1 protein-coding gene is annotated in these 482 nt (G+C 35.6%); it reads left to right on the forward strand.

Annotated elements, in window-relative coordinates:
- A partial coding sequence (locus AC1DWA_RS33320) for a glycosyltransferase family 2 protein (RefSeq protein WP_477917746.1) occupies positions 1-482 on the forward strand: 482 nt, incomplete at both ends.

Below are 482 nucleotides of genomic sequence, written 5' to 3' on the forward strand. Positions count from 1 at the left end.
GCTCAACTACAAAGCTCTGTATATCAACACCGACGTTGGCGATATACATTTAATTTAGCAAAACAACAGACCCGTAATAGAAGAAACATTCCTTTTGAAGTAACAATTGTTTTTCCAGTTCAGCAATTATCTGAAATAACAGTTTCACAATACGAACATGTTCTCAATCARTCATATAGCAATTATAAATTTTTAGTTATTGATCTTTCCCCACGTGCAAAAGTTTCACAAACCCTTAAACAAATTTCTGATCCTAGAGTTGCTTTTTTCCACTTACCTAATAAAAGAATGGCGGATGCAATTGAGCTGGGAATTGAATTGGCAGACACACCATATACCTTGTTATTTAAGGAGCTTTGTTTGCCGGTAGCCCTAGATTCCCTTGCTCTTCTGGTAGATGTACATCACCAACTACTAAAAGAGTTCCAACATAATGAGATAGCATCAACCTTCTTTATAGACAGTTTTCCAAACATTACATC

This window comes from Rhodococcus sp. P4_F3_2 (assembly GCF_056401335.1).